The following is a 24,635-nucleotide window of genomic DNA, read 5'->3' as shown; positions in this document are numbered from 1 at the left end:
TCCCCGGCTAGGGCCGAGGGGCGGGTGTGCCGGCGTCCTGGCGCAGCACCTGCGCCAGGACGCCATCCAGGCAGTGCAGCAGTCCGTCCAGGTCCGGCCGCCTGGCGACCTCCACCGCGCGCCAGGGAAGCGACCGCATGGCCCGGGCGACCCGCGGGCTCAGCGCGATCCCGGTGATGCCGCGGCACGCCTCCTCCAGCCGGGCGCTCGTGACGAGCTCGCCGAAGCGCTCCGCCGCGCGGGCCGAGAGGAAGGGCGCCAGTCCGATTGCGCCGGCGTGGAGGGCCGCCCGCGCACGCGGCGTCAGCCCGCCAGCCGGCCGGGCGGCATAGACCACCGTCCGCTCCACCATGATCCCTTCGGATGCCAGCGCCGCGCGGAGGTCGCACGCCGCCTCTGCGCCGCTGAGATAGGCCACCGGCCCGCCACGCGGGTCGAGGTGGGCGCGGGCCAGCCGCAGCAGGTCCACGGCGTCGCTGCCCGGCGCCGCCTGGACTCGCGCGAGGCCGGCGCGCCGAAGCGGGCTCGCGGTGGCGGAGCCAACGGCCAAAACCAGCCGGGGTGCGGAGGCACCGGATGCAAGTCCCCCGAGGAGCGCAGCCGCCGCGTTCGCCGAGGTCAGCAGCACAGCCTGCCGCGCCTCCAGCACCGCCGGGTCCCACGCGCGAGCCTCAATCTCCAGCATCGGCTCGACGAGGCATCCGATGCCGCGTGCGCGCAGCCGGGCGGCCAGCCGCCCGGCCTGGTGGCGCGGGCGGGTGACCAGCGCGCGCAGGGGGAAGGCGTCCCCCAGCGCACGGCCGCTCACTCCGGTGGGGGCGCGACGCGCAACACAGTCAAGCGTCGGAGCCGCCCGTCCCCCGCCGGCCAGTCGATGGACTGACCCTCTGACATGCCGATCAGCCCGGCACCCACCAGCGAGAGGATGGAGATGCGTCCTTCTGCAAAGTCGGCCTCGGGCGGCAACACCACCTGGAACCGTCGCTCTTCGCCAGTCGTCGCGTCGCGGTACTCGACGAACGAACCAATGGCCACGGTTCCGGCAGTTACCTGGCCTGCGGGCACGACATCGGCGCGATCCACTTCCTCAGCCAGCAGGCGCGCGACCAGCGGGCTACGTTTGGCAATCGCCCCCGCCAAGCTGGAGAGTCGGTTATTGTCCTCCTCCGACATTAACAGGGGCGGGCGCAGATCCTGCGAAGTGGCTTCTTCATTCATAGGGTTCATCCTCTCGGATTGTGGCGTTGTCCGCGAATGCGACGTCCCCTGAAGACGGCGCGAGAGCTGTATCTAGATTATTCGCTCCGGAACTCTCAAGATCGTTCCGGTTTCAGTGAGAGCGTGACGCCGGCTATGGTTGCGTGCTGCGGCGATACCCCGGCATCCCACTGGACACGATGGCCCAGCCGGTCCCGGGCTAGGAACCCACGACCAAACTACACCCATGCGCCAAGCGACGCTTGAAGTTTGCTTTTGTCCACGACATGACGCCACGGTATCCGAGGGGTAGGACCGGTCAAGCCGCGGTCGCAGGCTTTGGTCGCTCGCCCCTCCGACGCTCACTCTGATCTTGGCCTCAATGGTCCAGTCGCACTGTGACCGGTGGACGGCAAGTCCGAGGTGCCGCGTCCGCTTCAGCTGCGCAGGACACTGCGTCCGCTATCCCGACGGTTTCGGCGCGGGCGAGCAATCGGCCAGCGCGTGATCGAACGGGTCTTCCACGCGTGGAAAACGGCAGGCTCGGCCAGTTACGACAGCGCTGGATCGGCGGCGCCGGTGGGCGCAGGCTGACGATCATGGCACAGGCAGCGAGACCCCAATCATTCCGGTGGCGATGGGCTACGTCGCTGCCGTGGTCGGGCTGGCGCTGTTCCTGCTCCCGCCCAACGGTGAGATGCCACGTTCGTACCAAGTCGTCCTAACAGGCTTCGCGCTCGCCCTCTGGAGTTTCTCCGACGGCCTGTTCGGCAGGTTCAGCCTCATCCTGGCGCTCATCGAGGCCGTGCTCCTGCTGCGGCTGTCGATCGGATGGACCTATCTCTTCGTGGGGGCCTTTGGCGCTCCCGCAGAGCCCTGACCGCCCTCAGCCGGGCGCCAAGGGATCACCGATCAGCAGAACCAGCATCCGCGCGAAGGCAACCGCGGCGAGGTACCAAATGACAGCCTCGAAGGCCGCGGCGCCCCAGCGTCCCCGAGACAGAGCGCCGTCGTAACGGCACCACACAAGAGCCACGACATAGGCCAGCGCGTTCAAACGCAGGTTGCGCGTGGGATCATCCGTCAGGACCAGATACATCCCGAGGCCAAGCAGTCCGGTCCGCCAGGCCAGCTCACGGATCACGTTCAGGTCGAAGGATCGTGCGGACGCCGGCCTCGATGGGTCTTGCGCGCGGTCTCGTGCCCATTGATCCGTCACGAATGGCACCGCCCGTGTGGTCGGGACACGACAGTCATGCTGCCTGCGGCGGCACTGCCAGGACGTCGCAGTCGAGGGTGCGCAATGCTTCCTCGGCCACACTGCCCAGCACGAGGCGCCCAACCGCCCCGTAGCCCCGCGTGCCGATCACCACGAGATCGGGCGAGAGCCGATCCACAGAGCGCCGGAGGGCTTCCGCGGGCGTACCCTCCTCAAGCGCGATGGGCGGCAGCCGGGATCCGAGGCCAAGGTCCAGGCTGCTCAGGTACTTGCCGAGTTCCGCGCGTGTCTGGGCGGCCGTCGCCGCCACATGCCCCGCGATGGCCTCCGCCGAGAGATCGGCGAGCACCATGTTGCCGCGGCCAGGCTGCTGGAATGCGTGGAAGACGGTCAGCTCCCCGCGCCCGGCAAAACCGAGGCGAAATGCCGCCCGCAGCGCCTGCGCGGCGGGCTCCGACATGTCCACGGCGGCCAGCACGCGCTTGTAGGGCCGCTCGGCAGGGCGGTTCACCATCAGCACGGGCCAGCGGCCCCGGCGCATCACGCGTTCAATCGTAGTGCCGATGAACATGTCGAGCAGCAGGCGCTTGCGGTGCTCGCCCATCACGATGAGGTCGACCGCCTCCTCCTCGGCAACGCGGATGATCGCGTCGAAGGCGTCACCCGCCTCCACGCGGATACGGGGCGCTAGGCCCTGCATTTCGGGCATGGCGCGCGCCTGCTCGGCCAACAGCGAGCTGACCTCCCGTCGCTCGCTCGCGACAAGCGTCTCCGGCTGATCATCATTCACCACCGAGAGCAGCACCAGTGCGGCCCCTGCTTCCCGAGCCAGCGTCGCCGCGCGACGCAGCGCGCGGTCCGAGCGGGATGACAGGTCGGTCGCGCAGAGAAATCGCATGCTTGCCCCCTGGATTAACGCTTATCCATTTATAATATAAAAGCGCGCTGAGCACAGGAGCAAGGTCGCGGGCCCGCCTCGCTACCACGAGAGGAGGGATCGCCGGCATGCAACGCCTGCCTGGGCTCGTTCGGGTCCTGATGGAGAACCTGCGCGACCTCGCCCCGCTGCTGCTGGTTGTCGGCTTCTTCTATGCCGTCGTCCTCGGCGCCTCCCCGCCGGAGATCGGCACCATGCTCGCCGGCCTCATGCTGGTGTTGTTCGGGCTGACCTTCTTTGGCCGCGGCTTGGCCATGAGCCTGTTCCCGCTTGGCGAGGGCCTGGCCGACACCTTCGCCCGCCGCGGCAACGTGCTGCTTCTTCTGGCCTTCGCCTTCGCCATCGGCTTCGGCAGCACCGTGGCCGAGCCGGCGCTGCTCGCCGTCACGATGAAGGCGGCCACGGCCGCGGCGGATGCCGGCCTCGTCGCGGGGGGGGAGGCGGGCGCGGCGCGCACAGCGCTGGTGCTGCGCTACGCCGCCGCGGCCGCGGTGGGACTCGCCGTGGTGCTGGGCTGCCTGCGCATCCTCATCGGCTGGCCGGTCTGGTGGCTCCTGCTGGGCGGCTACGGGCTCGCCGCGCTGCTCGCGCTCACGCGCGACACGCCGCTGCTCGGCGTCGCCTTCGACGCCGGCGCGGCGGCGACCTCGGCGATCAACATCCCGCTGATCGCCGCGCTCGGCATCGGCCTCGCCTCCGCCATCGGCGGCAGGCGGCCACTGGCTGACGGCTTCGGCCTGGTGGCGTTGGCGAGCCTTATGCCCCTGCTCGTCGTGCTGCTCGGCTCGCTGCTGCTCGAATGATGGGCGCGACCCTCGCAGAGCTTGGCGCGGCCCTGGCGGCGACGCTGCTCGATGCCGCGCCGATTGCTCTGGTCGTCTTCGGCTTCCAGGCCCTAGTGCTGCGCCGCCGGCCCGCGCACCTGCCGCGGGTCATGATCGGCGCCGTCTATGTGGTGCTCGGCCTGGCGCTGTTCCGCCTCGGGCTCGAATGGTCGCTGCTGCCGATCGGCACCGACCTCTCGGACCGCCTGACGGCGCCCGCGCTTGCCGCCGCGCGGGACGGCGCGGTGGCTTGGCGGGACTTCCTCTGGCTCTATGTCTTCGCCGCTACGCTGGGCTTCGCGACGACGATGGTCGAACCCGCACTGACCGCCATCGCCAACCGCGTGGGCGAGCTGACCGGTGGCACGCTCAGTCCGCTGACGCTGCGCCTCGTGGTCGCGGCAGGCGTCTCGCTCGGCCTGCTGTTTGGAACGTTGCGGATCGTGACAGGCCTGCCCTTGCCCTGGGCGGTGGCCGGGCTGGTCGGCCTCATCGCCCTGCTCGTCGCGCTCGCGCCGCGTCAGCTCGTCCCGCTCGCCTTCGACTGCGGCGGCTTCGCAACCTCAGTCGTCACCGTCCCGATGGTCGCCGCCTTCGCCGTCGGTGTTGCCACCGCCATCCCGGGCCGCGATCCCTTGACCGATGGTTTCGGCGTTATCCTATTCGCCCTGCTCTCCCCAGTTGCCAGCGTCCTCGCCTTTGCGGTGATGCTGGAACGCGGGAAGCAGGGCCCTGGCCCAGGAGGAACCGATGCGGTTCAAGCTGCTACTCGTTCTGGTTGAGGATGACCGCCTCGACGCCGTTCTGAAGGCGGCGCGCGAGGCCGGGGCGACGGGGGCGACGACCATCCCCAGCGCACGTGGCGAGGGGCTGAAGCCGAAGAAGACCTTCTTTGGCCTCGACCTCGCCAGCCAGCGCGACATCGTGCTGCTGGTGGTCGAGGAACACCTGGCACGCGGCATCCTTGAGGCGATCGCCAACGCGGGGCGCTTCGACGCCGACCCCGGCTCCGGCATCGCCTTCCAGATCCCGATCGAAGACGCGGTGGGGCTGGAGGCTCAGATCCGCTTCCTGGCGAAGCAGGTGGAGGACAAGCTGTGAGTGGGACCCAGTATCACCTGCCGGTACGCGAGGCGATGACACCGGATGCCGTCGTGGTGGATGGCCTCACCACGGTCAGCGAGGGGCTGGTGATGATGCGTGACCGCAACATCAGCTCACTGATCGTGGAACGACGCAACGAGCAGGACGAGTACGGAATCGTGCTGGTGACGGATGTCGCCCGCGAGGTGGTCAACAGCAACCGCGTGCCCGCCCGCACCCACCTCTACGAGGTGATGACGAAGCCCGCCCCGAGCCTGGATGGCGAGATGAATGTCAGATACGCGATCCGCCTGATGCAGCGCCTCGGACTGACGCATGCGCTCGTCGTCGAGGGGCGCCGTCTGATCGGCATCGTGACGCTGCGCGACCTCGTGGTGCGCTACATCGACAAGCCAGCCGCGAGCGGATGAGCGGCACGGCGCGGGCGTCAGCCGCGCTCGATCCCGGCCGGCTCCGCCGCCACCATGTGGCCGAGCAGCAGCCCCCAGAGCACCGCGGACGCGACAACAGACAAGAGCACGACATCGCGCAGTTCTGCCGGCAGAAGGCCGACCGTGACGGCCAGCGCCGCGATCACCAGCGAGACCTCGCCCGCCTGACCGGCGCCGGCGGCCAGAAGCCGCGCCGGGCGCGCTGCGTAACCGGCAAAGCGTGCGGCCGCCCAGGCAATCGCCGGTCTGGCGACCAGCACCAAGAGGGGCACGACGACGACAGCAAGCCCAACGCCCTGCAGTGAGGCCGGATCGAACTGTGCCGCGACCGGCACGATCAGGAGCGCAGCGAAGACGCCGCGCAGCGTCGCCGCCCAGCGGATTGCGCCCCAGCCGGCTACCGAAGCGGCAAAGGCCAAGCCGCCGAGGAAGGCGCCAAGAACCAGCGGAATCTCCACCAGCAGGGCCCCCGCCACCATGACCCCGAGCGCGATGACAGGCGGCAGCAGCGCTGTCAGGTCGGGGGCGCCAAGACGCTCTGTCCCCGCCAGCAGGCCGGGTACGACCCATCTGCCGAGCATGACGGCAGCCCCGGCCATCACGGCGCCACCGAGCGCCGATGACAACGCAGCGCGACCCAAGCCGGGCATTTCGCCCTCCGCATCTGGCGCCGTAGCCCAGAGACCGCTCATCCCGACCACGACCATTAGTCCACTAGCAACGAGCCAGCCTGCGAGCACGCCGCCAGTCAGGAGACCGGAGAGGCCGGCCGAAGCCAGGATGCGCGGCGCGAGGATGACCCCCGGCGCTGCCAGAGCAAAGCCGAGGGCCAGGCCCTCCGCGTCGTCCCATCCAAGGGAACGACCGAAGCTCCAGCCGAGGATGCTGAGCCCGATGGTCTGCCCGATGGCACCAGCCAAGGCCAAACCCCGCAGCCGATCGACCGCGACTGGCGCCTCGCCCGTGCCGCACCAGAAGAGCACCAGTGCTGCTCCGACCATCACGGCTTCCGCGGCCAGCACGGCATCGAGCACAGGGCCAGGGGTATGTGGCCCGACAAGAAGCCCGGCAAGGACGTATCCGACGAGCGGTGGCAGTCGTGCCGCACCGGCCGCAACCCCAAGGAGCGCGGCCAGACCGAGGCCGAGGAGCAGTGGCCCGATGGAAGACGACATCTCCACCATGATCCCCTTTTACAAGGGAATGGCCATCGGGCACACCGATATGCGCTTCAAGCCTATTCGGCCCGGAACCGGTCGCGCAGGAAGTGCTTCTCGATCTCCAGCAGCACGAAGCTCGCCGCACCGATGATCAGGATCAGCGCGCCCTCCGCCAGTGTCAGCGGACTCGATCCGAAGATGGCGTTCATCACCGGCAGGTAGGTGAAGGCCAACTGCCCAATGATCACGACAGCCAACGCGAGCAGAACCGGCGTCGTGCCCTTCACCCCGGTGTAGGTGAAGGAGGTCGTGTGCAGGTAGCGCACGCTGAAGAGGTAGAAAATCTCCAGCACCACCAGCGTGTTCACCACCATGGTGCGCGCGGTTTCCAGATCCCGTCCCTGCCCCAGCGTCCAGAAGAATACGCCGAGCGAAATGCCGGCGAACAGCAGCGACACCACGACCACGCGCCACAGGATGAACGGGGTCAGCAGCCCCGCATTGGGCCGGCGCGGCTGGCGGCGCATGACACCCGGCTCCGACGGCTCGAAGGCGAGCGCCAGGCCGAGGGTGCCTGCCAGGATCAGGTTGACCCACAGGATCTGCACCGGTGACATTGGCATGGCGAAGTTGAAGAAGATCGCCACGATCACTGTCAGCGCCTCGCCGCCATTGGTGGGAAGTGTCCAGCCGACGACCTTGCGGATGTTGTCATGCACTGTGCGCCCCTCGTGCACGGCGGCGACGATCGAGGCGAAGTTGTCGTCCATCAGCACCATCTCGGAGGCTTCCTTCGCCGCCTCGGTGCCCTTGATGCCCATGGCGATGCCGACATCGGCGCGCTTGAGCGATGGGGCGTCATTTACACCGTCGCCCGTCATGGCGACGACGCGCCCCTCGGCCTGCAGAGCTTCCACGATGCGCAGCTTGTGCTCGGGGCTCGTGCGCGCGAACACCACTGTGTCCCGCACGGCGGCGGCGAAACCCTCGGGCGGCCGCCGGTCGAGGTCCTGCCCCGTCAGCACCGCCGCATCCTCGCCGAGGCCTAGTTGGCGTGCGATGGCCTGGGCGGTCGCCGCGTGGTCGCCCGTGATCATCCGCACGCCGATGCCGGCGGACTGGCACTCGGCGATGGCGCGGATCGCCTCGTCGCGCGGCGGATCGATGAAGCCGATGATGCCGAGGAAGACCAAGCCCCGCTCGACATCGGCGAAATCAACGACCTGCGCGTCACCGGGCATGTGGCGCATGGCGAAGCCCAGCACGCGCTCGCCCTCGCCGGCGGCCTCGGCGATGCGCGCCGACCAATAGCCCGCATCGAGGGGCGCGCTGCCGCCCGTGGCTTCCTGGCGGTCGCACATGGCGAGAACCGCCTCCGGCGCGCCCTTCACGAGCACGATATTCTCGGCCATCGGCACGTGGTGCAGCGTCGCCATGAAGCGGTGCGCGGCATCGAAGGGGATCTCGTCCAGGCGCGGCCATTCGGCGCGCGCCTCACCGGAGTCGAGCGCCGCTTTCATGGCCAGCGTGACCAGCGCCCCTTCCATCGGGTCGCCTTCGACGTGCCAGGCCGCATCATCGTGGCGCAGCCTTGCGTCGTTGCACAGCAGCCCGGCCCGGATCAGCGAAAGCGCAGTGGCATGGCCGTCGGGACCGCCATCCGCGAAGAGGCGATGCTCGGCCGGGTCATAGCCCGCGCCCTGCACCAGGAGCGTCTCCTCCGAGGTAACGACCCGCCGAGCCGTCATCTCGTTGCGCGTCAGCGTACCCGTCTTGTCGGAACAGATGACCGAGACAGCGCCCAGCGTCTCCACCGCTGGCAGCCGCCGGATCACCGCGTTCCGCGCCGCCATGCGCTGGACGCCGATGGCCAGTGTGATGGTGATGACGGCCGGCAATCCCTCCGGCACGAGGCTGACCGCCAGCGCGACGACGGCGATCAGGGCCTCGTCCCAGGCGAAGTCGCGCAGGCCAACGGCAAAGGCGAACAGCGCCGCGGCCCCCAGGAAGGCGAACCAGGTGAAGCGCTGGCCGAAGCGATTGATCTGGCGCAGCAGTGGTGTCGTCAGTTCCTCGACGCTGCCGAGCAATTCGCTGATCCGCCCGATCTCGGTCCTGAGACCCGTGGCGACGACCACCCCGGTGCCTTGCCCCGTCGCGACCAGCGTCCCCGAGAAGGCCATGCCGTGCTGGTCGCCCAGCGCGGCGTTCGCTGCGGAGGGCTCGACGCGCTTCGTGGAGGCGACGGATTCGCCGGTCAGGATCGCCTCGTCGATCCGCAGGCTGCGGGCCCGCAGCAGGCGGAGGTCCGCGGGTACCCGGTCGCCGGCTTCAATCAGTACAATGTCGCCAGGCACCAGCTCCGCCATCGGCACGCTGATGCGCTGACCATTCCGCAGGACATGCGCCTTGGGGGCAATGAGGTCGCGGATCGCCGCGAGGGCATCCTCCGCCTTGCCTTCCTGGAGGAAGCCGACGACGGCATTGACCAGCACGACGGCAAGGATGACGCCGCTATCGATCACGTGGCCGAGCATGGCGGCCGCAACAGCCCCGGCCAGCAAGAAGTAGATCAGGGCGTTGTTGAAATGCGCGAGGAAGCGAAGAAGCGGGTGCCGCCGCGTGCCCGTCGGCAGCGCGTTAGGGCCGTGTTGCGCAAGCCGCCGCTTCGCTTCCTCGCTGGTCAGCCCCTGCGGGCTGGAGGCCATTTCAGCCAGCACGTCGGCGGCGTCACGCGCATGCGCCCCAACACTGAGATCAAGGGTTCGAGTTGCGGCTTCCGTCAAAACAACCGTCCTGATAGGGCTTCCAGCCGGGGCGCATGAATGCGCGATCACTATAGATTCGCTCGCGCGACGGCGACAGGGCGCAGGACGGGCCTCCGCGGCCGCCAAACCGGCGGCGCACCGCCGCGCTTACTCTCGAAGCGTCCGGTCCGGAGACCGCTTGTGCCGGATTGCACCTCCTTCGCCGTCCGCACACCCCAGAGAAGGTTGGATTCCGGTTCCCACCGCTGCAGCGGTGGGGTACCCATCCGGCTACAGCCGCCTACCGCGATGATGTTGAACCTGCCTTGTGTTCCTACGGGCGTTTTTTTGGAGCGCCGGTAAGGACGGAGGCGGGAGGCGTGGTGGAAATCATCACCGGCGTGGAGCGGCGTCGGAACTGGCGGCCGGAGGATAAGCTGCGGATCCTGGCCGAGTTGGACGAACCGGGCGTGAAGTTCGTCGATGTGGCGCGACGGAACGAGGTGAGCCGGGGCCTGCTGTGGCAATGGCGGGATGCACAGCGGCGCGGCACCTTGGTGGCCGAGGAGGCGACCTTCGTGGCCGTACGCGTCGTGCCGGAGTTGCCGGTGGCAGCATCGCCGGCAGAACCGGTGGCCGCCTCGTCCGCTGCCGATGCGGCGATCGAACGCGATGACCGGATCGAGATCCTGCTGCCCGACGGCACCGCGCTGCGGGTTCCGGAGACGGTCGGCACGGCGGCGCTGCGTCGCGTGCTGTCGGCGCTGCGCGGATGATCCCGGTCCCTTCCGGCGTGAGGGTCTGGTTGGCTGTGGGCCATACGGACATGCGCCGCGGCATGAACGGCTTGGCGCTGCAGGTGCAGCAGGCACTCGGGCGCGATCCCCATGCCGGTGATCTCTACGTTTTCAGAGGCCGCAAAGCCGACCTGGTCAAGATCATCTGGCACGACGGCATCGGCATGTCGCTCTACGCCAAGCGGCTGGAGCGCGGGCGCTTCCTCTGGCCCGCGCCGGCGGATAGCTGCGTCGCGATATCCGGCGCGCAGCTCGCCTACATGCTGGACGGGATCGACTGGCGGAACCCGCAGCGGATCTGGCGGCCCGAGGTCGCAGGATAACGCATCGGGCTACACGATTCCGGCTGGCCGTGGCGCCTCGGCTGTGATTCGTTTCGCGCCGTGCCGACCGCGCCGGACATCACCGATGGTGACATTGCCGCCCTGCAGGCGGCGCTCGCGGCCGAGCGCCTGGCGCGGCAGGAGGCCGAGGCGCGAGCCACCGGCGCCGAGGCGATGGTGGCCCATCTCAAGCTGCTCATCGCCAAGCTCAAGCACGACAAGTTCGGCGCCTCGTCGGAGCGCAGCCGCAAGCTGATCGACCAGCTTGAGCTGGAACTCGGCGAACTCGTCGCCGCCGCCAGCGAGGACGCCACCAAGGCGGAGACCGCCGCGGGCAAGGACAAGTCGACCAACGGCGGCACATCGCCACGCCGCCAGCCCACCAGGACGCCGCTTCCGGAGCACCTGCCGCGTGAGCGCGTCATGATTACCGCGCCGTCGGCCTGCCCCTGCTGCGGAGGCAGGCTCTCCAAGCTGGGCGAGGACATCATCGAGACTCTGGAGGTCGTGCCGCGGCAGTGGAAGGTCATCCAGACCGTCCGCGAGCGGTTCTCCTGCCGCTCCTGCGAGATCATCACCCAGCCGCCCGCGCCCTTCCATCCGATCGCCCGCGGCCGCGCCGGCCCGCAGTTGCTCGCGATGATCCTGGAGGCAAAGTTCGGCCAGCACCTGCCGCTGAACCGCCTGAGCGAGACCTACGCCCGCGAGGGGATAGAGCTCAGCGTCTCGACGATCGCCGACTGGGTCGGCGCCTGCACCTCCAGCCTGACGCCGATGATGGCGCTGATCGACGCCCATGTCCTCGCCGCTGCCCGGCTGCACGGCGACGACACCACGGTGCCGGTGCTGGCCCGCGGCCGCACCGTCATCGGCCGGGTCTGGACCTATGTGCGTGATGACCGGCCCTTTGCCGGACCGGCACCGCCGGCGGCGGCGTTCCGCTACTCCCGCGACCGCACCGGCGAGCATCCGCAGCGGCACCTGGCCGGCTACCAGGGCATCCTGCAGGCCGATGCCTATGCCGGGTTCAACGAGCTCTATGCGCCGGGCCGCAAGCCCGGCCCGATCACGGAGGCCGCGTGCTGGGCGCATGGCCGGCGAAAGCTGTTCAAGCTGGCCGAGGTCGCCCGCGCCCCGCTCGCCGCCGAGGCGGTGCGGCGCATCGACGCGATCTTCGCCGCCGAGCGCGCCATCAACGGCTTGCCCGCCGACCAGCGCCTCGCTGTTCGCCAGGAGCAGATCGCGCCCCTCGTCGCCGACCTCGAGACCTGGATGCGCGAGCAGCGCGCCCGGATGTCTCGCCATGCCGAGGTGGCCAAGGCCATGGACTACATGCTGACCCGCTGGGACGCCTTCAGTCGCTTCCTGAACGACGGGAGGATTTGTCTCACGAACAACGCGGCCGAGCGGCAGCTGCGCGACGTGGCCCTCGGCAGAAAGGCATGGATGTTCGCCGGCAGCGATCGCGGCGGCGAACGCGCCGCGGCGATGTATTCGCTCATCGCCACCGCCAAGCTAAACGACGTCGATCCCCGCGCCTGGCTTGCCGACGTGCTGGCCCGTATTGCCGACCACCCAGCATCGCGCCTGCACGAACTGCCGCCCTGGAACTGGAAGGCGCCCAGGCCAATCCCGCCGCCAAGGCCGCCTGACGGTGGCCGCGCCAAGCGTGGTCTTCACCATCGCCCGCGCCGCGGAGATGCTCGGCGAGACCGTCGACCTCCTCGACGAGATTGCCGACCAACTCGAGCCCGAGGACGGCTGCCTCTGGATCTACGACACCGACGAACGCGCCACCCTGGGCTTCACCGAGCGCGGCATCGAATGCCTCCAAGAACTCATCGCCGATTAAAAGCGGTGATCCCCTCCCAACCAACGCACTCAGTACCCGCGGCCTTGGCCGGATGAATACGCGTGGGAACCAGGTTACGAAATTCTCTGATCAGCGCCTCAGGCTGCGAAAATGGATGCGCTTGCGAGGGGCCTATGCCACCACCTAGGGATCGATGGCTCAGTAAAGGGGCGACCTATGATCCAGCGACGCTTTGCAAGATCGCAGCGATCCGCCGCCCAAAATCATCCAAGGAAAAAGGTTTTTTTATTATTTCCATGCCCGTCGTTAAAAATGAACGCTGGTCTGCAGCCTCCATTGCATAGCCGGTCATAAACAAAACAGGCAGAGCGGGACGACTTTCCCGGCCAATGTCCGCAATCTGTCGACCGTTCAAGCCGGGAAGGCCAACGTCCGTTACCAGAAGATCGATTTTCCGCGAAGACTGCAGGATCGGCACTGCCTGCCTGCCATTTTCTGTCTCAATTGACTGGTATCCTAATTCCCTCAATGACTGCAAAACGATAAGGCGAACAGAGGGGTCATCCTCGATCACCAGTACTGTTTCACCCGCTCCATTAGATGGCGGATTATAATTCGAATCAGGGGCGAGAGGAACATGTCCCTGAAAGCGCGGCAGCAGGAGATCAATCGCAGTGCCTTTGCCTTCGTCACTGGCAATAGAGATATGCCCACGCGATTGCTGGACGAAGCCGTAGATCATCGAAAGACCCAGCCCGGTTCCCTGGCCCACCGGCTTGGTTGTGTAGAAGGGATCGAAAACCCTCGCCAGGACTGCGGGTGCCATTCCACAGCCTGTGTCGACAACCCGGATCTGGACGAAATCTCCGGCAATGACGCCGTCTGTCTTGGTCAATGCAGTGTCCGAAAGATGGACATTCTGGAGCCTGATCGTCAGCTGTCCGCCATCAGGCATCGCATCCCGGGCATTGATGGCCAGGTTGAGAATTGCGCTTTCCAGTTGGCTCTCGTCGGCGACGGCAAGCCAGAGGTCCGAACTGCCATCGATCGTCAACTCTACGCGCTCACCTAATGATCGGCGGAGTAGATCCTCAACCGATTGTACGAGGGCGCTCACGTTGAGAGGTCGGCTATCCAAAGTCTGCCGGCGGGAAAAGGCCAGCAGGCGGTGCGTCAGGGTGGCAGCACGCTGGCCCGAAGTGAAAGCCGCACTCAGGTAACGATCGACATCCTGCAGGCGACCCTGGTCGATACGGCGCCGTGCCATGTCGATGCCCCCGAGAATGCCGGTGAGCATATTGTTGAAATCGTGGGCGAGGCCGCCTGTCAGCTGACCGACGGCTTCCATTTTCTGGCTCTGGCGAAGCTGGTCCTCAAGGAGCTTGCGCTGCGTGACGTCCCGGCCGACCCCGTAGATAGTCTCGTCCTCCACCATGGCCGTCCAGCTGACCCAGCGATACGTCCCATCTTTGCTGCGCAGGCGCATGTCGAAATCGGCGATCACATCCCCGCGCCGAAGCGCGTCGAGATGAAAGGCGAAACTCGCCAGATCATCAGGATGCACCAGCGCATCCATCGATGAATCCAGCAGTTCAGACCGCTCGTAACCGAGCAGCGTTGTCCAGGCAGGATTGACGGATCTTTGCAGCCCATCCGGACCGATGACATTCAGTAGATCCCGCGACAGGTTCCAGACCCGGTCGCGCTCCTGAGTCCGCAGCTCCACGCGTTCCTCAAGGCTCTCCGTCAATTGCCGCAGCTTCGCCTCGGAGCGCTTGATGGTGGTGACGTCGTAGATGACGCCAGCGAAGATCACGCCGCCGCCCACCGCGCGCCGATACTCGCCACGCGAGGCAAGCCAGCGTTCCTCGCCATTATCGGCGCGCGTGATCCGGCATTCGTGGAAGGCGGCGCCGGCTTGGATCTGGCCGTCGCGGTTCTGGATGATCGCCTCATCGTCCGGATGGACGACGGCGTTGATGGTGCGCACCGGCAAGGTCTGGGCGGGCCGCAGGCCCAGCAGGCGGCAGAATTCCTCCGACACATCCGCCGTGCCGTAGCCGCTGAGATATTCGAAAGAGCCGACGCCGCCGGCGGTCTGGGCGATGTACAGCCGCTCCTCGACTTTCCGCTGTTCGCTGATATCCGTCAGCACGCCAGCGAAGCGCAGCGGCTTATCCTCGGCGTCGAGATAGGTGCGGCCACGGGCGGCGACCCAGCGCACCTCGCCCTGGACCATCACGCGGAAGTCGCGGGCGAACACTTCGGCCCCCTGCAACGCACCGGCCACGGCTATCCGCATCCGCATGCGATCGCCGGCGTGGATCGGATCGAAGAACGCGGCGCCGGGCAGCTCGGCGGTCGCGGGGTCCAGGCCGTAGATGCTGGCGAAGCGGGCATCCACGATCAGCTGGTTGGTCGCGATGTCCCATTCCCAGGCGCCCGCGGCTGCGGCGGAGACCTGCGAGCGCCGCAGCCGCGCCTGCGCCTCCTCCAGCTTCTGGCGGCTGGACGGCACTTCCTGGTTGCCGGTCGCCTTGGCGTAGTCGCGGCTGACGTCGGCCTGTGTCGCCAACCGGAAGGCGGGCAAGCCCGCTGTGTCGCAGATCGTGGTGATGCTCAGCCGGTTCCAGAACGTCGTACCATCCCGTCGCCGGTTCAGGATATCGGCGGTGCCCGTGCCGGTCTGCGCGACCGACACCTCGAGACGGTCGAACGTACCGCGATCCGTTTCCTCGGCGTGCAGCAAGCGGCAACTCCGGCCGATCACCTCCGCCGCCTCGAAGCCGGTCAGCGCCTCGAAGGCCGCATTGGCGAAGATGATGGGATCGGCGGGCGTGCGGGCCTCCGTGACCGTGATCGCGATCCCGCATTGCCCGAGGATCTCGAGCCACGGCCCCGCCAGGTCAAAAAGGCGCGCGCGTGCCACCGTCTGTTCCGCGTCGGCGGGCAATCGAGGCGACGGAGAGGGGTTGCGGCCACGATCAGGCACGACCACGACTAACGCTCGGGAACCGGCCCGGTTCGGACAAGGCTAGATCTCCTCGCCCATGACCTGCCGGATGAATTCGGCGATCAACTGGCGCAGAGCCTGGATCGAAGGCAGGTCCATCAGCATCGAGATGTAGCCGCGGATATCGTGGTTGTTGATGGCGAAGTTGATGTAGAGGAAAAGCACGATGCCGCCGCCGGTATCATGCATCCGCGGCTCGAACAGCAAAGATCCGTTGCTGCGGATCACCTCCGGCAGCGACATGCTCAGGGGCTGCTTCAGCATGTTCGCCATGGTGGCGAGGCAGCTGTTGAGCACGATGTTGCCGGTTTCCGCCAGCGCCTCGTCCTCGATCGCGTGCGCTTCCTCCAGCGTCAGGGACGCGCCGGCCACGGCACGGACCATGGCCAGGCTGTTGCTCTCGGGAAAGATCAGCAGCGCGCGGCCGGAAAACGCGCCGTCGAAGTCCTGGCGCACGGCGACCATCTGGCCGTATTCCCGCTCCCGGATCAGGGTGATGGCGCCGCTGCGGGTCACGACTTCCAGCGAGGGGACGGAGAGCAGCACCTGCTGGCCCACCATCTTGCGCAGGCTGACCGCGGCGCGGCTGACGCCGATATTCACAAGCTCGGTGAGGGCATCCCGCTCCATATCCTCCAGCGTGACCGCCTGCGCCGTCATCGCGCGGCAGACCGAAGCCGCAGGGCCGCGCCGGAGATGAAGCCGCGGATGCCCTCCTCCGTCACCGGCTTGGCAATGAAGGTGGCGTTGGCGGCGCGGGTGCGGGCGATGATCTCGTCCTGGACATTGGCCGTGGCCAGCGCCAGCGGCATGGTCGGAAAGCGGGCACGCAACTGCTCCACCAGGGTAAGCCCGTCGCGCCCCGGCATGTTGAAGTCGACGATGGCGAGGTCCACCGGCTGGGCATCCACGACCGCCACCGCCTCATCTGCGTGGCTGGCCTCGATCCGCGTCCAGCCAGGCTGAAGCGCGGCGATCGCCTTGCCCATGACGATCCGGGCCAGCTTGCTGTCGTCGACGATCAGTACCGTCGTATCCATGAACAACGTCTCCTGTGGGTCACGGCACACGGAAACCGTTGTCCCACTATAGGTTGGATGCTGGGGCATGTCTCTCCACCGCCAGAGCAGGCATCAGCAGATCCCGGAGAAACGGCGAAACAGGCTCGCCGGCCAGCAGGGGCCGGTGGGCGAGAAGGGCCTGCACCACGGCGCCGTGCAGGGATCGACAGGCCGAGAGGTCCACCACCCTGGCCTCGCGAGGTTGCAGCAGAACCGTCAGCGCCTCCGCATCCTCCAGGTGGCAGGCGCCTTCCAGGCGGATGACGGTGCCGTCAAGCCGGACGGTCATGCGAGAAGCTCCGCCAGGTCCAGGATCATCAGCACGCTTCCATCGGCCAGCAAGGTCGTGCCCATGATCCCCGGCGCATGGGCCAGCAGCCCGCCCATCGGGCGCAGTGCCGCATCCATGTGATCGACGAAGGCATCGACGGCGAAGCCTATGGGCTCGCCCTGTACCATGGCGATCACGACCCGTTCAGGGCTGGCCGGAACGGCCGTGCCGAGCAGGCTGCCGAGGCTGACCAGCGGCAGCACCTGGTCGCGAAGCTGGAAGGCCTGCCCGGCCCGGACCGGGACAATGCGGTCCGGTGTCAGGCGCGCCGTCTCGACCACCGTGTCCAGGGGCAGGCCGAAGCGTTCCGCGCCGCAGGCCACCACCAGGATCCGCACCAACGCCATGGCGAGCGGCAGCCGGAACTGCACCCGCGTTCCCTGCCCCGCCGTGGAGCTGACAGCGACCTTGCCGCCGAGGCTCACCGCGGCGGCGCGCACCACATCCATGCCGACGCCGCGGCCGGACAGCGTGGTGACGGCTGCCGCGGTGGAGAAGCTCGGGGCGAAAACCAAGTCGATCGCGGCCGCATCGTCCAGCCGCTCGGCATCCCCTGGCGTCAGCAGGCCCCGCCGCACGGCCATGTCCCGGATGGTCGCGGCGTCGATGCCGGCGCCATCATCCGTCACCTCGATGACAACCCGGTCGCGCTCGACGCGCGCGGCCAGCCGGATGCGTCCGGCCTCGCCCTTGCCGGCCCGACCGCGGGTCGCGGGGTCCTCGATGCCATGGTCAAGCGCATTGCGCAGGACGTGCAGCAACGGATCCGCCAGCGCGTCCACCACCGCCTTGTCGACCTCGACCTCGCCGCCCACCACCTCCAGTGTCGCCATCTTGCCGAGGGAGCGCGCGATGTCGCGTACCAGGCGGGGAAAGCGGGCCATGAGCGGCGCGAGCGGCACCAGCCGGACCTGTCCGACCGTGGCGTGCAGATCCCCCGCGAGGCGGTCGAGCCGCGCCTGCCGTGCGCGCAGCGCCTGGCCGAGCGCGTAACCGCCCGGCAGCGCTTCGGCCTGGGCCGCGAGCTCCGAAAGCCCGGCCTTGGCGATGACGAGGTCGTCCGTCAGCTCCGCCAGCCGGTCGAGCCGCGCCGCATCGACGCGGAGCGTCCGCCGCGCGCCGCCGCCATCCATCGGTGCGACCGGTTCGGCTGCGACGAGTTCGGCTGCGACGAGCTCGGCGAATTGCACCTGGTCCGCGACGAGCCGGAAGCACGCCTCGACCTCTGCCCGCCCGGCGCCCGAGAGGGCCTCGATCACCAGGTTGCAGGTGAAGGGATCGTAGGCGTCGGAGGCATTCCAGGGCACCCGCGCGGAGAGGCGGAGCGCCGTCAGCCGCGGTACGGCGGCGACGATGGCGATCGGGTCGTCGCCGAGATAGTAGCAATCGGCGCGCGGCACGTAGCGCAGGGCAATGCCCGCCAGTCCAGTGAATTCGGCGGGGATGGTCCAGTCCAGCTTCGCCTCGGCCGGCGCGACATCCCGGAGGCGGCCTGCCAGGGCTTGGCCCATGGCGGCCGCATCGGCCGGTAGCCGACCGTCGCGCTCCAGCGAATCGAGCCAGCGATCCACCTGGTCCACCGCCTCGATCAACGCGGCGAAATCACGGCCGGCGCCGTCGCGGCCGGCGCTGTCGCGGATGATGGCAAGCTGGTCCTCGGCGGCGTGCAGCAGCAGGCCCATGGCTTCCAGGTCGAACAGCCCCGTCGAGCCCTTCAGCGTGTGCAGGGCGCGGAAGCAGGCCTCCATGGCCGCCGCATCCTCCGGCCGCGAAGCCAGTGCCGACAGCCCGCGCGCCGCCTCGGCGACCAGCTCGCGCCCCTCGACCAGGAACTGCGACATCAGCTCCCCTGTCACGGCGCGGCGGGGCGCTGGAACACGGTGGCGTCCTCGAAGCGGCGGGTCTCGAAGCGCGGGCTGATGCGGCTCATCGACTCGGTGTGGCCGAGGCAGAGGAAGCCGCCGGGTGCCAACCGGTCGTACAGCGTGCCTGCCGCGACCAGGCGTGACTCGTCATTGAAGTAGATCAGCACGTTGCGGCAGAAGATCACGTCGAAGATGCCATGCGCCGCCATGCTGGCTGCATCGATCAGGTTGGCTGGGGTGAAGGTCACTGATTCGCGCAGGTCCCGGATGATCCGCCGGCGGTGCCGCTTCGCCGGCTCGAAATAGGCATCGCGCAGCTTGGGCGGCAGCCGGGACAGGGCGCGCTCCCCATAAAGCCCCTCCCGCGCTGCTTCCAGCGCGCGTGTGTCGATGTCGGACCCAATGATCTCGATGTTGTAGGCATCGACCAGCCTCCAGTTCTCCAGCAGCCAGATCGCGATGGAATAGGCCTCCTCTCCGGTGGAGCATGGGACCGACCAGATGCGGATCTTGTCGCCGGGCCGCCGGGTGGTGATCAGCGCCGGCAGCAGCGACCGGCACAGGCAGGCGAGCTGGTGCTCCTCGCGGTAGAAATAGGTTTCGTTGATGGTGAAGGCATTCACCAGCGTCTCGCGCTCCGCCGCTTCGGTGCGCAGGTGGCCAAGATAGGTGGCGAAGTCGGTGATGCCCGTTGCGGTGTAGCGATCTGCCAGCCGCCGCTCGATGTAGTAGCGCTTTGCCTCGCCGAACAGCATGCCGGTCTCGCGGTAGAGGAAGGTGCTGAGGCGCTGCAGCTCCCCGGTGCTCAGGGGTGCGGCGCCGGTCATGGCGCCGCGACCAGCGCGGCCAGGCCTGCCGCGATGGCCTCCAGCGGCGCGATCAGGCTGGCGCCGCCGGCCTTCACCAACTCGCCGGGCATGCCCCAGACCACGGCGGTCTCCTCCGCCTCCGCGATAGTGCGTCCGCCCGCCTGGCGCAGCGCCGCCATGGCGGCGGCACCGTCATTGCCCATGCCGGTCATCAGCACGCCGATCAGCTGCTGCGGCGGCAGGTGGGCCAGGGCGCTGGTGACCAGGCGATCGACGCTGGGGTGCCAGCGATGGCTTGGACTCGCGGGGGCCGGCAATGCGATGGGGCCGCCGGCCCGCAGGCTGACCATCATATCCGCATCGCCGCGGGCGATGTGGACGACGCCTGCCAGGATCGGCGTCGGCCGCGTGACCTCCGTCACCTGGAGCGCACAGAGGCCATCGAGGCGCCGGGCGAGGGAGGCGGTGAAGGCCGCAGGCATGTGCTGGGCAACCAGGATCGGCCAAGGGAAGCTCGCTGGCAGCTGCGACAGCACCGCCTCCAGCGCCGGCGGGCCGCCGGTGGAGGTGCCTATGATCACCAAGCCTGGAAGCACGCCGCCCGTCGCCGGCACGGCGCCGATGGGCGGCCGGGCGACAGGGGATGCGGGCGTGCGCGCCCGCAGACGCTCCGCCAGCCGGTGCGAACGGCGAAGGCGAACCTGGCTGGCGGCACGCACCTTCTCGATGAGGACGGGCGCGAAGTCGTCAATCGCGAGCGAGACGACGCCGCCCGGCTTCGGCACGAAGTCCACCGCACCCAGCTCAAGCGCCTCCAGCGTCGCCTCGGCGCCTTCCGATGTCAGGGAGGACACCATGACCACCGGGCAGGGGCGCTCCACCATGATCCGGTCGAGGCAGCTCAGCCCATCCATGCGCGGCATCTGCACATCGAGCGTGACCACATCCGGCCGGAAGGCATGCAACTGGACCAGCGCCTCCGTGCCATCACGCGCGAAGGCCACCTCGAAGCCGCCATCCGCCTCGAAGGCCGAGCCCAGGACCCGGCGCATCAGTGCGGAATCGTCGACGACCAGGATCCTGATCATGCGGCGAAGGGGTTGGTCGTCAGGTCCCGCAGCAGGTCGGCCTCCGCCTGGTTCAGCAGCGCGGCCGGATCGATCAGCAGGATCACCCGCCCCTCGCGCTCGATCGCGCGGTCGAACAGGCCGGCACCGGTGCCCGCCAGGTCCGGCGCCAGCAGGATGTCGGCCGGGGCGACCTCCAGGATCTCCGTCACCGCATCCACCGTGAAGCCGGCCTGCAGCCTGCCGAGGGTGAGGACGAGGATACGCTCCCCCCCTTCGCTGTCGCCCGCCACGCCGAAGCGACGGCGCTGGTCGATGACCGGGATCACGCGACCCCGCAGGTTCAGCAAGCCTTGCACATAATCCGGCGCCTTCGGCAGGCGTGGCAGCATGCCGGGCCGGCGCACCACCTCATCGACGGCACCGATCGGCAGGCCGTAGCTTTCGCCGCCGAGGCGGATCACCAGCACGCGTTCGCGCGCCGCGGCGGGGGTGGAAGCGGCGGTCGCCATGCTGTCATCCTTCTGCTGGTCCACAGCCGCCAGCTGCGCCGCGACGCGGTTATCGGCCAGGAGGCCCGCGGGCGAGAGGATCGCCACGACACCGCGCCCATCCGCCTGGCGCAGCACCTGGCCGATGCGTGCCTCGCCGCCGCCCGTGTTGAACAGGCTCGGCGCCGGGCCCACGCGGTCGGGCGCGACGCGCAGGATGGTGCTGATGCGGTCCACCACCAGCGCCATGCGCTGGCCCGCCACCTGTGTCACAACGATCTGATCACGGCCCGTGGGCGGCCGGTCCGGCAGGCCGAGCAGCAGGCGCAGCGACAGGGCCGGCAGCACCGCCTCGCGCAGGGTGAAGACGCCGAGCAGCAGCTGTTCAGTCTGCGGCAACGCGGCGATGGAAGCGGGCAGGGTCAGCACCTCCGCGACGCTGTCGAGCGGCAGCGCGAAATCCTGCCCCGCCAGGGTGAAGGCGAGGAACGCCTGGTCAGGTTGCGCCGCGGCTGCGGGGCCGGCCCGCACCTGCGGGCGCGGCTCGGCACGGCCTGCGGCACCACGAACCGCCGGGGCGAAGCGCGCCTGCAGGATCGCTGCCAGGTCCAGGTCCTCGGCGCCATCCGCCGGTTCCAGCGTCAGCCGGCCCGGCCCGGACGGTGCCGGCCCATCCACGGCCTCGAAGGACTCGACGGCATCAACGGCCAGGCCAAGCGGCGGGTCGTGGCGCAGCACCACGATGCGCGCGGCGGCAGCCTCCACCGGCCCCGCCCTGCCCAGCAGCTGGTGCAGCGACAGCACGGGCAGCACGCTGCCGCGCAGGGGAATGACGCCCAGCAGCCCCGGCGGGCCATTCGGCACGCGGGTCATCCGCCGCGGGCGGATCACCTCCGCCACGCCGCTGGCCGCGAGCGCCAGGCGCACCCCGCCCGCCCGCACCGTGAGCCGATGGCCTCCCTGCCCGGACACGCCTCTAGCGATCCGGCGCCTGCTGAAGCTCGTTCGCCAGCAGGGCGATCTCCTCGATCGCGACCGCAAGGTCGTCCGCGGTTTGCGACTGCTCGCGCGCCGCCGCCGCCGCCTGGGTCGCGGCGCCGCTGGCCTGTTCCGCCGCCGCGGCGATCTGGCCGATGCCGGAGAGCACCTCCGCGCTCGCCGACACGATCGTCCGGCTGGTCCGAGCCAGGTCCTCGGCGCCCGCCTGCAGGGTCAGGCTGTCCTCGGCGACGAGGCCCAGCCGCTCCTCCAGGGTCTGGTTCCGCTGGATCTCGGCCTCCGACATCAGCGCGATCTGGTCCACCTCGCGGCGGACCCGGGCGATGCGCGCGACGATCGCGACCAGAAGGTCCTTCACTGACTCCGCGTTCTGCGCCGCGTCGCGGGCCAGGGTGCGGACATCGCCCGAGACCACCGCGAAGCCGCGCCCGGCTTCCCCGGCGCGAGCCGCCTCGACGCCACCGCTGGTCGCCAGCATCGTCGTCTGCACCGCGATCAGGCCAAGGCCATCGACCACCCGGCTGACCTCCGTGGCCTGCGCCTCCAGCCCCTCGATCAGAGCCTGCACGTCCTTGTTGCCAGCCACGGCGGTGGCGACGCCCTCGGCGAGGCCCGCGACGGCGAGGCGGCCCTCGGCCAGCTGCGCCTGGATGGTCGCCACCCGGTCCACGCGCGCGCGCGCGCTTGTATCGAAGGTTCGCGCCGTGGTCTCGATCTGCGTCATGGCCGTGCCAGCCTGCTGCGTCGCCGCAGCCTGGAGCTGCGCACCGCGGCTGATCTGCTCGATGGCGAGCAGGATCTCACCGGCCGAGCCCGAAAGCTCCTGCACAGTCGCCGACAATTCCTCCGCGGCCGAGGCCGAGCCTTGCGCGGCTTCGGCGCTGGTGCCGCCGCGGACCAGCCGATCCGCCATCTCGGCCAGCGCGCCCGCCGCGGCCTGGCTCTGGTCGAGCGCGGTCGCCTGCTGTTCGACCGCCGCCTGGGCCTGCGCCGTGGCCGCCGCCTGCTCCTCCGCGGCGCTCGAGATGATTTCGGACCCCTTGCGCGCCTCGTTGATCGCGCTGACCGCATCGACTGCGGCGCCAAGGATGGTCTGGCTGTCCTCGCCAAGCGCCGCCATCTCGCTGCGAATTGCGACCAGCGTGGTGCCGACCCGCGCGGCGGCCTGGGCCTCCCCCTCCGCCACCGCGGCGGCCTCGCGCAGGCGGCCGGCCACGTCGCGCACGGAGGCGGCGATGGCTTCCGCCAGTGTCTTGATATCGAGCGACCGCTGCTCCGCGGCCTGGGCCAGGGCGCGGATCTCGTCGGCGATCACGGCGAAGCCGCGACCCTCTTCGCCTGCGCGCGCGGCCTCGATCGCGGCGTTCAGCGCCAGCAGGTTGGTCTGGTCGGCAATATCCGCGACGCTCCGCGTGATTTCGCCAATTCGCGCGGCATGCGCCTCCAGCGCCCCCACCACCTCGACCACCGCCAGTTGCCGCTGCGCATTCGCCCCCACGGCCCGGATCGAGGTATCGATGGCGGCGCCGGACTGTCTCAGCAGTGCCTGCAGCGCATCGGTTCGCTGGCGCGACGTCTCCGCCAGTTCCCGGGCCTGTTCGAAGGCTGCCGCCATGCCCACCACGGCCGCCAACGATTCGTGGGCCGCTCCGGCCGCCTGCTCGGCGCCGGAGGCTATCATGGTCAGAGATCCGCGGAGCTCCTCCACGGCGCTGGCGGCTTCCGTGATGCCGCCAGCCAGCTCCAGGCTGGTGGCCACCATCCGGTCGCCGGCATTGTCATGACCATCGGCCGCCTTGAGCCGCGCTGCGGATCTGGGCGCAGGGCGCGGGATCTCCGGGGAGGGCGCCCCTGGCATCTTCAATCGGCCCGTTATGGCCGTCGTCTTCACCAGCGCCATTGTCATTCCAGAATGCGACGAGGTTGCCGAATGCTGCCCGACCCAACTCTTCGTCCGTGCAGTATGGTCAGCAGCCAGTCCTACCTTGTTTGTCGGGGTGTGACGAGCGGTGTTGGCCTCGCCGGCTGGCTGGGCATCTGTCCGATCCCGTAGACGCGCAGACGCAGCGCCTCGAGCTCGATCTGCCCGTCAGAGCCCACAACGCCGGCTTGAGCAATGGCCACGCCCACGCCGACACGGCTCGTCTGCCGCCGGTTCAGCGAGACGTCGGCCATTACTGCGCCAGCGTTCCAGCCCTTCGCGGGGCTGTTTAATTGCATGGTGGTGCCGGATGGCAGCACGTCGCCGGCGATGTCCTCGCGCGCGTACCCGGGCCTGACGGCGTTCTCAGAAAACAGCCCTCCCAGCCAGTCGCGAGCGGCAATCCCACCGGACGCCGGGTGATTGGCGCGGAGGGCGCTTGGCTTCCCTCGCACACGGAGCGAAGCGTTGGCCACGCCCGACCGGGTTCTGCCCGGCGGGGCGCCTGGTGGTAGGGCCCGATCGT

General features: G+C 69.0%; 23 protein-coding genes and 1 pseudogene. 8 read left to right on the top strand and 16 right to left on the bottom strand.

Features of this window, described 5'->3' with window-relative positions; genetic code table 11:
• Window positions 1-7: 7 nt before the first annotated feature.
• Window positions 8-808 (bottom strand): uroporphyrinogen-III synthase, encoded by an 801-nt coding sequence (locus tag ACLF3G_RS24165; protein ID WP_430671956.1) that lies wholly within the window; start codon window positions 806-808, stop codon window positions 8-10.
• The gene (gene rnk, locus ACLF3G_RS24160) at window positions 805-1,218 is read right to left on the bottom strand and encodes a nucleoside diphosphate kinase regulator (RefSeq protein ID WP_430671955.1); all 414 of its coding nucleotides are present in this window, start codon (window positions 1,216-1,218) and stop codon (window positions 805-807) included. The genes ACLF3G_RS24165 and rnk overlap by 4 nt, the downstream gene beginning before the upstream one ends.
• Before the next feature lie 610 nt (window positions 1,219-1,828).
• Between rnk and ACLF3G_RS24155 the strand changes: the two genes are divergently transcribed.
• Window positions 1,829-2,077, top strand: coding sequence for a hypothetical protein (locus ACLF3G_RS24155; RefSeq protein WP_430671954.1), 249 nt, complete (start codon window positions 1,829-1,831; stop codon window positions 2,075-2,077).
• Between the two features lie 6 nt (window positions 2,078-2,083).
• On the opposite strand, the gene ACLF3G_RS24150 is transcribed toward ACLF3G_RS24155, so the two are convergent.
• The gene (locus ACLF3G_RS24150) at window positions 2,084-2,341 is read right to left on the bottom strand and encodes a hypothetical protein (RefSeq protein WP_430671953.1); all 258 of its coding nucleotides are present in this window, start codon (window positions 2,339-2,341) and stop codon (window positions 2,084-2,086) included.
• Between the two features lie 109 nt (window positions 2,342-2,450).
• Complete coding sequence (locus tag ACLF3G_RS24145) at window positions 2,451-3,314, bottom strand: universal stress protein (protein ID WP_430671952.1); 864 nt, start codon at window positions 3,312-3,314, stop codon at window positions 2,451-2,453.
• Window positions 3,315-3,421: 107 nt separating this feature from the next.
• Between ACLF3G_RS24145 and ACLF3G_RS24140 the strand changes: the two genes are divergently transcribed.
• Genes ACLF3G_RS24140 through ACLF3G_RS24125 form a run of 4 tightly spaced genes read left to right on the top strand, consistent with a single transcriptional unit; the run spans window position 3,422 to window position 5,691 of the window.
• Window positions 3,422-4,156: a DUF1538 family protein gene (locus tag ACLF3G_RS24140; RefSeq protein ID WP_430671951.1), complete on the top strand. Its 735-nt coding sequence runs from the start codon at window positions 3,422-3,424 to the stop codon at window positions 4,154-4,156.
• Window positions 4,153-4,959, top strand: a complete 807-nt coding sequence (locus ACLF3G_RS24135; protein WP_430671950.1) for a DUF1538 domain-containing protein — start codon at window positions 4,153-4,155, stop codon at window positions 4,957-4,959. The genes ACLF3G_RS24140 and ACLF3G_RS24135 overlap by 4 nt, the downstream gene beginning before the upstream one ends.
• Entirely contained in the window at window positions 4,928-5,278 is a 351-nt protein-coding gene (locus ACLF3G_RS24130; RefSeq protein ID WP_430671949.1) for a P-II family nitrogen regulator, read from the top strand. Before ACLF3G_RS24135 ends, ACLF3G_RS24130 begins: the two co-directional genes overlap by 32 nt.
• The gene (locus ACLF3G_RS24125) at window positions 5,275-5,691 is read left to right on the top strand and encodes a CBS domain-containing protein (protein ID WP_430671948.1); all 417 of its coding nucleotides are present in this window, start codon (window positions 5,275-5,277) and stop codon (window positions 5,689-5,691) included. Before ACLF3G_RS24130 ends, ACLF3G_RS24125 begins: the two co-directional genes overlap by 4 nt.
• 17 nt (window positions 5,692-5,708) lie before the next feature.
• Here ACLF3G_RS24125 and ACLF3G_RS24120 read toward each other — a convergent pair whose 3' ends face one another.
• Both ACLF3G_RS24120 and ACLF3G_RS24115 read right to left on the bottom strand, forming a co-directional pair.
• Window positions 5,709-6,887: a cation:proton antiporter gene (locus tag ACLF3G_RS24120; RefSeq protein WP_430671947.1), complete on the bottom strand. Its 1,179-nt coding sequence runs from the start codon at window positions 6,885-6,887 to the stop codon at window positions 5,709-5,711.
• Between the two features lie 62 nt (window positions 6,888-6,949).
• On the bottom strand, window positions 6,950-9,658 hold the full coding sequence (locus ACLF3G_RS24115) for a cation-transporting P-type ATPase (RefSeq protein ID WP_430671946.1): 2,709 nt from the start codon (window positions 9,656-9,658) through the stop codon (window positions 6,950-6,952).
• A gap of 344 nt (window positions 9,659-10,002) precedes the next feature.
• Between ACLF3G_RS24115 and tnpA the strand changes: the two genes are divergently transcribed.
• From tnpA to tnpC, 3 genes and pseudogenes are all read left to right on the top strand, one after another.
• A complete protein-coding gene (gene tnpA / locus ACLF3G_RS24110) occupies window positions 10,003-10,395 on the top strand; it encodes an IS66-like element accessory protein TnpA (RefSeq protein ID WP_430671945.1) in 393 nt (130 codons plus the stop codon).
• The gene (gene tnpB, locus ACLF3G_RS24105; protein ID WP_430671944.1) at window positions 10,392-10,739 is read left to right on the top strand and encodes an IS66 family insertion sequence element accessory protein TnpB; all 348 of its coding nucleotides are present in this window, start codon (window positions 10,392-10,394) and stop codon (window positions 10,737-10,739) included. Before tnpA ends, tnpB begins: the two co-directional genes overlap by 4 nt.
• A gap of 60 nt (window positions 10,740-10,799) precedes the next feature.
• A pseudogene (gene tnpC, locus ACLF3G_RS24100) lies at window positions 10,800-12,359 on the top strand (IS66 family transposase); the annotation flags it as partial.
• Window positions 12,360-12,766: 407 nt separating this feature from the next.
• On the opposite strand, the gene ACLF3G_RS24095 reads toward tnpC, so the two are convergent.
• The 10 genes from ACLF3G_RS24095 to ACLF3G_RS24050 all read right to left on the bottom strand — a co-directional run bounded on the left by ACLF3G_RS24095 (window position 12,767) and on the right by ACLF3G_RS24050 (window position 24,585).
• A complete protein-coding gene (locus ACLF3G_RS24095) occupies window positions 12,767-15,505 on the bottom strand; it encodes a PAS domain-containing protein (protein WP_430671943.1) in 2,739 nt (912 codons plus the stop codon).
• 81 nt (window positions 15,506-15,586) lie between these two features.
• Complete coding sequence (locus ACLF3G_RS24090) at window positions 15,587-16,225, bottom strand: chemotaxis protein CheC (RefSeq protein ID WP_430671942.1); 639 nt, start codon at window positions 16,223-16,225, stop codon at window positions 15,587-15,589.
• The gene (locus tag ACLF3G_RS24085) at window positions 16,222-16,605 is read right to left on the bottom strand and encodes a response regulator (RefSeq protein ID WP_430671941.1); all 384 of its coding nucleotides are present in this window, start codon (window positions 16,603-16,605) and stop codon (window positions 16,222-16,224) included. The genes ACLF3G_RS24090 and ACLF3G_RS24085 overlap by 4 nt, the downstream gene beginning before the upstream one ends.
• Window positions 16,606-16,651: 46 nt before the next feature.
• Window positions 16,652-16,915, bottom strand: coding sequence for a hypothetical protein (locus ACLF3G_RS24080; protein WP_430671940.1), 264 nt, complete (start codon window positions 16,913-16,915; stop codon window positions 16,652-16,654).
• The gene (locus ACLF3G_RS24075) at window positions 16,912-18,798 is read right to left on the bottom strand and encodes a chemotaxis protein CheA (RefSeq protein ID WP_430671939.1); all 1,887 of its coding nucleotides are present in this window, start codon (window positions 18,796-18,798) and stop codon (window positions 16,912-16,914) included. The genes ACLF3G_RS24080 and ACLF3G_RS24075 overlap by 4 nt, the downstream gene beginning before the upstream one ends.
• Before the next feature lie 11 nt (window positions 18,799-18,809).
• Window positions 18,810-19,649 carry a CheR family methyltransferase gene (locus ACLF3G_RS24070; RefSeq protein ID WP_430671938.1) on the bottom strand — a complete coding sequence of 280 codons (840 nt, stop codon included), beginning with the start codon at window positions 19,647-19,649 and terminating at the stop codon, window positions 18,810-18,812.
• The gene (locus ACLF3G_RS24065; protein ID WP_430671937.1) at window positions 19,646-20,719 is read right to left on the bottom strand and encodes a protein-glutamate methylesterase/protein-glutamine glutaminase; all 1,074 of its coding nucleotides are present in this window, start codon (window positions 20,717-20,719) and stop codon (window positions 19,646-19,648) included. The genes ACLF3G_RS24070 and ACLF3G_RS24065 overlap by 4 nt, the downstream gene beginning before the upstream one ends.
• The gene (locus ACLF3G_RS24060; protein WP_430671936.1) at window positions 20,716-22,161 is read right to left on the bottom strand and encodes a chemotaxis protein CheW; all 1,446 of its coding nucleotides are present in this window, start codon (window positions 22,159-22,161) and stop codon (window positions 20,716-20,718) included. Before ACLF3G_RS24060 ends, ACLF3G_RS24065 begins: the two co-directional genes overlap by 4 nt.
• Window positions 22,162-22,165: 4 nt before the next feature.
• Window positions 22,166-23,950, bottom strand: coding sequence for a methyl-accepting chemotaxis protein (locus ACLF3G_RS24055; protein WP_430671935.1), 1,785 nt, complete (start codon window positions 23,948-23,950; stop codon window positions 22,166-22,168).
• Window positions 23,951-24,168: 218 nt separating this feature from the next.
• The gene (locus tag ACLF3G_RS24050; RefSeq protein WP_430671934.1) at window positions 24,169-24,585 is read right to left on the bottom strand and encodes a hypothetical protein; all 417 of its coding nucleotides are present in this window, start codon (window positions 24,583-24,585) and stop codon (window positions 24,169-24,171) included.
• Window positions 24,586-24,635 lie beyond the last annotated feature (50 nt).

It is taken from the genome of Falsiroseomonas sp. HC035 (assembly GCF_050563525.1).
Classification (GTDB): domain Bacteria; phylum Pseudomonadota; class Alphaproteobacteria; order Acetobacterales; family Acetobacteraceae; genus Falsiroseomonas.
The sequence above is the reverse complement of the archived record's forward strand: the minus strand, read 5'-3'. Positions and strand labels throughout refer to the sequence as shown.

Excerpts from the sequence above, each read along its gene's own strand:
- rnk (WP_430671955.1), bottom strand. The coding sequence starts at position 1,218 with ATGAATGAAGAAGCCACTTCGCAGGATCTGCGCCCGCCCCTGTTAATG.
- ACLF3G_RS24145 (WP_430671952.1), bottom strand. The coding sequence starts at position 3,314 with ATGCGATTTCTCTGCGCGACCGACCTGTCATCCCGCTCGGACCGCGCG.
- ACLF3G_RS24140 (WP_430671951.1), top strand. The coding sequence starts at position 3,422 with ATGCAACGCCTGCCTGGGCTCGTTCGGGTCCTGATGGAGAACCTGCGC.
- ACLF3G_RS24135 (WP_430671950.1), top strand. The coding sequence starts at position 4,153 with ATGATGGGCGCGACCCTCGCAGAGCTTGGCGCGGCCCTGGCGGCGACG.
- ACLF3G_RS24130 (WP_430671949.1), top strand. The coding sequence starts at position 4,928 with ATGCGGTTCAAGCTGCTACTCGTTCTGGTTGAGGATGACCGCCTCGAC.
- ACLF3G_RS24120 (WP_430671947.1), bottom strand. The coding sequence starts at position 6,887 with ATGTCGTCTTCCATCGGGCCACTGCTCCTCGGCCTCGGTCTGGCCGCG.
- tnpB (WP_430671944.1), top strand. The coding sequence starts at position 10,392 with ATGATCCCGGTCCCTTCCGGCGTGAGGGTCTGGTTGGCTGTGGGCCAT.
- ACLF3G_RS24090 (WP_430671942.1), bottom strand. The coding sequence starts at position 16,225 with ATGACGGCGCAGGCGGTCACGCTGGAGGATATGGAGCGGGATGCCCTC.
- ACLF3G_RS24085 (WP_430671941.1), bottom strand. The coding sequence starts at position 16,605 with ATGGATACGACGGTACTGATCGTCGACGACAGCAAGCTGGCCCGGATC.
- ACLF3G_RS24080 (WP_430671940.1), bottom strand. The coding sequence starts at position 16,915 with ATGACCGTCCGGCTTGACGGCACCGTCATCCGCCTGGAAGGCGCCTGC.
- ACLF3G_RS24075 (WP_430671939.1), bottom strand. The coding sequence starts at position 18,798 with ATGTCGCAGTTCCTGGTCGAGGGGCGCGAGCTGGTCGCCGAGGCGGCG.
- ACLF3G_RS24070 (WP_430671938.1), bottom strand. The coding sequence starts at position 19,649 with ATGACCGGCGCCGCACCCCTGAGCACCGGGGAGCTGCAGCGCCTCAGC.
- ACLF3G_RS24065 (WP_430671937.1), bottom strand. The coding sequence starts at position 20,719 with ATGATCAGGATCCTGGTCGTCGACGATTCCGCACTGATGCGCCGGGTC.
- ACLF3G_RS24055 (WP_430671935.1), bottom strand. The coding sequence starts at position 23,950 with ATGGTGGCCACCAGCCTGGAGCTGGCTGGCGGCATCACGGAAGCCGCC.